Annotated in this window: 3 protein-coding genes; all 3 read left to right on the plus strand. The window is 47.8% G+C overall.

The genetic code is table 11. The features are described 5' to 3' along the window. Positions 1-168 precede the first annotated feature (168 nt). The 3 genes from EDM58_RS25435 to EDM58_RS25445 all read left to right on the plus strand — a co-directional run bounded on the left by EDM58_RS25435 (position 169) and on the right by EDM58_RS25445 (position 5,632). Positions 169-1,449: an MFS transporter gene (locus EDM58_RS25435; RefSeq protein ID WP_425455642.1), complete on the plus strand. Its 1,281-nt coding sequence runs from the start codon at positions 169-171 to the stop codon at positions 1,447-1,449. 416 nt (positions 1,450-1,865) lie between these two features. Further along, a complete protein-coding gene (gyrA, locus tag EDM58_RS25440; RefSeq protein WP_122915824.1) occupies positions 1,866-4,391 on the plus strand; it encodes a DNA gyrase subunit A in 2,526 nt (841 codons plus the stop codon). A 146-nt stretch (positions 4,392-4,537) separates the two neighbouring features. Then, positions 4,538-5,632, plus strand: coding sequence for an HD-GYP domain-containing protein (locus EDM58_RS25445; RefSeq protein WP_425455643.1), 1,095 nt, complete (start codon positions 4,538-4,540; stop codon positions 5,630-5,632). The last annotated feature ends 387 nt before the right edge of the window (positions 5,633-6,019 follow it).

The raw sequence follows: 6,019 nt of genomic DNA on the forward strand, positions 1-6,019 counted from the left end.
GATTCAGTTTTGAAGGAATAACGGATAGCCTTCTTGTTCGTCAATCGGACAGGAGGGCTTTTTTGTATTATCCATGCAGATGAAAAAAGTTTTCCTATAGCGGATGTGGTCTTTCTAGTGTGATAATAAAGTGGGAACTTTCTGAAGTCGGTCATTCGGGAGCGAAATATGATGAATCATCCATCTACTGTACGCCTTCATTATGCCTGGATTGTAGCAGCGGTAACTTTTTTTATTTTATTAATTGGAGCTGGAATTCGGTCAGCACCCGGTGTATTTATGGTCCCGGTAGAGCAGGAATTTGGATGGAGTCGATCCTCCATTTCAGTGGCCTTATCGATTAATCTGCTTTTATACGGGTTGGTTGGCCCCTTTTCTGCTGCCGTGATGGATCGTTTCGGCATTCGGCGAATTACAATTTTCGCTCTTTTCCTACTTGCTTTGGGTACCTCTTTGACAACTTGGATGTATGCATCCTGGCATTTGGCCCTGCTTTGGGGAATCGTTGTAGGTCTCGGTTCAGGCTGTACAGCATCAGTATTGGGAGCTGTGATAGCCAATCGCTGGTTTGTCAAACAGCGCGGACTGGTTGTGGGCATCCTAACTGCAAGCGGAGCAACAGGACAGCTCTTGTTTTTACCGTTGTTGGCGAGCCTTGCCGAGTCAGAAGGCTGGAGAAGTGCAAGCTGGATCATTTCCTCTGTCGCCTTGGCGATGGTGCCTGTCGTCTGGATTTGGATGAGGGATCATCCTAGAGAGAAAGGTCTTCATGCTTACGGCGCTATCGGGGAAACAGAGCAAGAACAAAAAGGGTCTGCACAAAATCCTTTCCGAAGCGCAATAGACGGATTGGTCAAAGGCTTGCGATCCCTAGATTTTTGGTTGCTGGCAGGAAGCTTTTTTATATGTGGGCTTTCTACCAACGGCCTGATTGGAACGCATTTTATCGCTGCGTGTCTGGATCACGGAATACCTGCAGTAACGGCCGCAAGCATGCTTGCCCTCATCGGAATATTCGATATCATTGGTACGACATTCTCCGGTTGGCTATCTGATCGATTCAATAGTCGTTGGCTGTTGTTCTGGTATTACGGCCTGCGAGGCATCTCCCTGATGCTGCTTCCGTACGCATTGAATTCGACGACCTTTGCATTAGGGGTGTTTATCGTCTTTTACGGACTCGATTGGGTGGCGACTGTTCCTCCAACAGTGAAACTGAGCGGCGAAATTTTTGGCAGTCAGCAGGGCAGCGTGATGTATGGATGGATTTTCACGGCACATCAGATTGGGGCGGCGGTTGCTGCCTTTGGTGGTGGCCTGGTCTACAGTATGCTCAACAGTTACTTTTTCATGTTTCTTGTCGCTGGAGTCTTCTGCTTGCTTGCTTCCCTGATGGTAATGAGGATCGGGAAAGTAACGGCCGTCCCCGCAGCATCGCAAAATATGTAGCAGCCCTTCATATTTGTTTCCACCATCAAAGACATGGGAGGGCAATCCATTAAAGTCTCTATTCGTTACTTCTATCCAAAGGCACCGGTATGTCGGTGCCTTTTCCTATGGAAGCAGCGGGCATACCCGGTATTTGGGCCATGAGTTCTTCAGGCGTCGGATTACTCCAGCGTCTTTTTTTGAAGCCAGGGAGGTATGTGCATGCTGCTACCCGAGGCAAGCAGGATTGAAAAAGGGAGAACTGCCGGAAGGGGAAAAGGAAAGATTGGAGAAAGAGTACCAGGAGGCGCTCCAAGAAGAGTTGCATAAATGGAAAATGAAGGAAAATCCCTTATTTACGGGTGAACATTTGGACGCACCTTCTTTTTTTGTGCTATAATGAAGTATTGTGAAAACCAGTTGGAGGTTTACCCTTTATGGCGGAAGAAACTGCTCGGTTTCCCAAAGTCGATATTAGTCAAGAGATGAAGGAGTCGTTCATCAGCTATGCGATGAGCGTCATTGTGAGTCGCGCGCTACCAGATGTGCGTGACGGATTGAAGCCGGTTCATCGGCGTATTTTGTATGCCATGCATGACATGGGTCTAACACCTGACAAACCGTTCCGGAAATCGGCCAACGTAGTCGGGGAAGTAATGGCGAATTACCATCCTCATGGTGACTCTTCGATTTACGAAGCGATGGTTCGCATGGCACAGGATTTCAATATGCGTTACATGCTCGTGGAGGGGCAGGGGAACTTTGGTTCTGTAGACGGTGATCCGGCAGCGGCCATGCGCTACACGGAATCTCGTTTTTCCAAGGTTGCTTTGGAACTGCTGCGTGATATTGATAAAGAGACTGTCGATTTTGTGCCAAACTACGACGGACGCAAGGAAGAACCGGTTGTATTGCCTTCGCGATTCCCCAACCTGCTGCTCAATGGTGCCTCGGGGATTGCAGTCGGAATGGCTACCAACATTCCTCCTCATAATCTGACGGAGGTTGTTGACGGCATTTTGGCTATGATTGACAACCCGGATATCACGATCCAGGAATTGATGAAGATCATCAAGGGACCGGATTTCCCGACAGCAGGGGAGATCCTTGGGTACAGTGGTATTCGTCGTGCCTACGAAACAGGCCGTGGGTCCATCATCATGCGGGCCAAGACCATGATTGACGAGGAAAAAGGAAAACCGCGCATCATCGTGACGGAAATTCCTTACCAGGTAAACAAGGCTAGACTCGTCGAAAAGATTGCGGAATTGGTTCGCGAAAAGAAAATTGAAGGCATTACCGACCTGCGCGATGAATCCGATCGCAAAGGAATGCGGATCGTCATGGAATTGCGCCGTGACGTGATCCCTAAGGTTGTCCTGAACAATCTGTTCAAGCACACGCAATTGCAAACTACCTTTGGCGTCAATATGCTGGCACTCGTAGACGGTCGTCCGCGCGTACTCACTTTGCGCGACATGCTGTATTACTATCTGCAGCATCAGCGTGAAATTATCCGCAGACGTACCGAATACGACTTGAAGCAAGCCGAGGCTCGTGCGCATATCTTGGAAGGCTTGCGGATTGCGCTCGATCACATCGATGAGATTATCAGCTTGATTCGCAGTTCCCGGACGACAGAAGAAGCCCGTGACGGACTTATGACGAATTTCAGTCTGAGTTATGAGCAGGCACAGGCGATTCTGGACATGCGCCTGCAGCGTTTGACCGGGTTGGAACGCGAGAAAATCGAGAATGAATACCAGGAGCTGCTGGCGAAAATCAGTGAGCTGCGTGCGATTCTCGCCGATGAGAACAAAATCTACGCGATCATCCGTGATGAACTGTCTGAAATCAAAGAACGGTTCGGGGATGATCGTCGTACCGAGATTACCTTTGATGAAAATCATATTGAGGATGCCGACCTGATTCCTGAGGAAGACGTCGTGATTACCCTCACACATGATGGATACATCAAACGTCTGCCTGTAACGACCTACCGTGCCCAAAAACGCGGCGGCAGAGGGGTGCAGGGACTCGGGACGAAGGATGATGACTTTGTCGAGCATCTCTACATTACCAACTCGCATGACACGATCATGTTCTTTACCAACAAGGGTAAAGCGTATCGTCTGAAGGGCTACGAGATTCCGGATTTGAGCCGGACAGCGAAGGGCACGCCGATCATCAACCTGATTCAGATTGAAAAAGGGGAGCGGGTCAGCGCGGTCATTCCGGTCAAAGAGTTCGAGGGCGATCGATATCTGTTCTTCGCGACGAAAAAAGGGATCATTAAAAAGACAGAGCTGTCTTCGTATGAAAATATTCGCCGCGTAGGCCTGATCGCAGTTAACCTGCGAGAAGATGATGAGCTGATTGGTGTTCGTCTGACAGATGGACAACAGGAAATCATCATGGGAACCAAGAACGGGATGTCAGTCCGCTACAAAGAGAGCGATGTCCGCACAATGGGACGCAATGCTACAGGGGTAAAAGGGATTACCCTCGATGACGATGATGATGTGATCGATATGGACGTCATCAAGCCTGGAGCAGAAGTGCTGATTGTGACCGCGAATGGGTACGGCAAACGCACCCCAGTCGATGAATATCGGATTCAGTCACGCGGCGGTAAAGGAATCAAGACACACAATGTAACGGAACGCAGCGGACATGTAGTTGGATTGAAAGTGGTCGAACCGGAAGAAGACCTGATGATTATTACCACTTCCGGGATTATTATTCGTACAGAGATGAAAGGAATCTCTGTGATGGGACGCTACACCCAAGGCGTTAAGCTGATACGTCTTTCTGAAAATGAACAAGTCGGCTCGGTTGCAAAGGTTCCTCCGAATGATGAGGAGGAAGTCGAGGACGACGTCGAGGACGACGTCGAGGACGACGTAGTAGAGGATTCCCCAGCTACGGATGATTCAGGTTCTGTTGACCCAAGTGAGGATTAGAGTCATAATGGAGACGGGCGTTCCGCAACAGCGGAGCGTCCTCTTTCATATAGGGCAAATTAATTCGCCTGTTCTTGGTTTGAAATACATATACAATTGGGAAGAGATAAACAAGCGATTACTGTGAAGATCGGATGGTGAGTGGGTTGCCCATCGTACACGTAAAACAACTAACAAATGGAGCAAAATTAGCAGAAGAGGTATACACCTCACTCGGCGGGCTGCTGTTTGCCAAGGGTACGCCCCTGTTTGAAAGAGAAATAGAGTTTTTGGAAGCGTTTATGATTGAGCAAGTGCAGATCGAGGATGCGGAGGCTAGTTCGGCAGAGCCGGTAGCACCTGCACAGCCAGAAGAAAAAAAGCAAGCGCCGCCTAAAGTCACTGTCAAGGTTGTAAAGCCTGATTTTCAAGAACATTTTAAACAAGCCGTTTCAAAATTGAAAAACCTGATGATTCGCGTGGAAGGCGGAGACAATATTCCGGTTATGGAAGTACGGGAAGTGGTTTCCCCGATTCTGGCCCAATTCCAGGGGCAGCCGCAGATTCTTCTTTCTCTTCGAAAGTTTGCCGGGATGGGTGCTTACGCATACGAGCATGCGATAGCTGTTGGACTTATTTCGTATATGATTGCCAAGTGGACCAAGGTTCCGGAAAAAGAATGGATGCAGGTCGCGCTTGCAGGGACTCTGCTGGATATTGGGAAGACCAAAATTGATCGACGTATTCTCCAAAAACCCGGAAAATTGACGCCGGATGAGTTTGAAGAAATGAAAAAGCATACAGTGTATGGCTACCAAATCATCAAGGCTTCACACGGATTAAGCGAAGGGGTTGCGCTTGCAGCCTTGCAGCATCACGAGCGGGAGGATGGGTCAGGCTATCCTTTAGGTTTGCCAGGATCGAAGCTGCACCTATACAGTAAAATTGTAGCGGTGGCAGATGTCTATCATGCGATGTGCTCTGATCGCGTTTACCAGAAGGGGCAATCGCCTTACCTGGTAGTTGAGCAATTGGTCCAAGACAGCTTTGGAAAGCTGGACCCCAATATTGTCCATACATTTGTAAACGGAATTACGCAATTTGCCGTGGGTACCTTGGTGGAGTTAAGTGACGGTACTTTAGGCAAAATCGTATTTACAGATCGAAAACATCCGACTCGGCCGATGGTTGAAACCAGCGGTAAAATTGTCAATCTAGCGGAAGCACGGCATTTATCCATTGTAAAAGTTATGGAGCATTAGCGATATGATGCGCCCTATGAAATTAGGGCGTTTTATTTTGTTAAAATAGTTTAGTGTAATTTAAAATTTATCTTGTATATCTTCAATAAGCATGGTAAGATAGATCTTGTCGCTTCGAGAAGCGCAGGGAAGTAAAAAAGAGAAAATGCTTATTTGAAAAAATAGGCAGTTGACTTCTTTTTGATTGTTTGATAAAGTATTGAATTGTCGCTGCTGAGCGAAAGAGATCTTGGTCTTAAAAAAAGGTCTTGCAAACGCCTAGACGATATGTTATACTAGGTAAGTCGCACTAAAGCGAACAACATGCTCTTTGAAAACTGAACAGCGAAAGCGTTGATGAGTCTATCATTAAATGATTTGCCAGCTTTTGAACCAGAAACAAACTTT

The organism is Brevibacillus panacihumi (genome assembly GCF_003710985.1).
In the GTDB taxonomy this organism is placed as follows: domain Bacteria; phylum Bacillota; class Bacilli; order Brevibacillales; family Brevibacillaceae; genus Brevibacillus; species Brevibacillus panacihumi.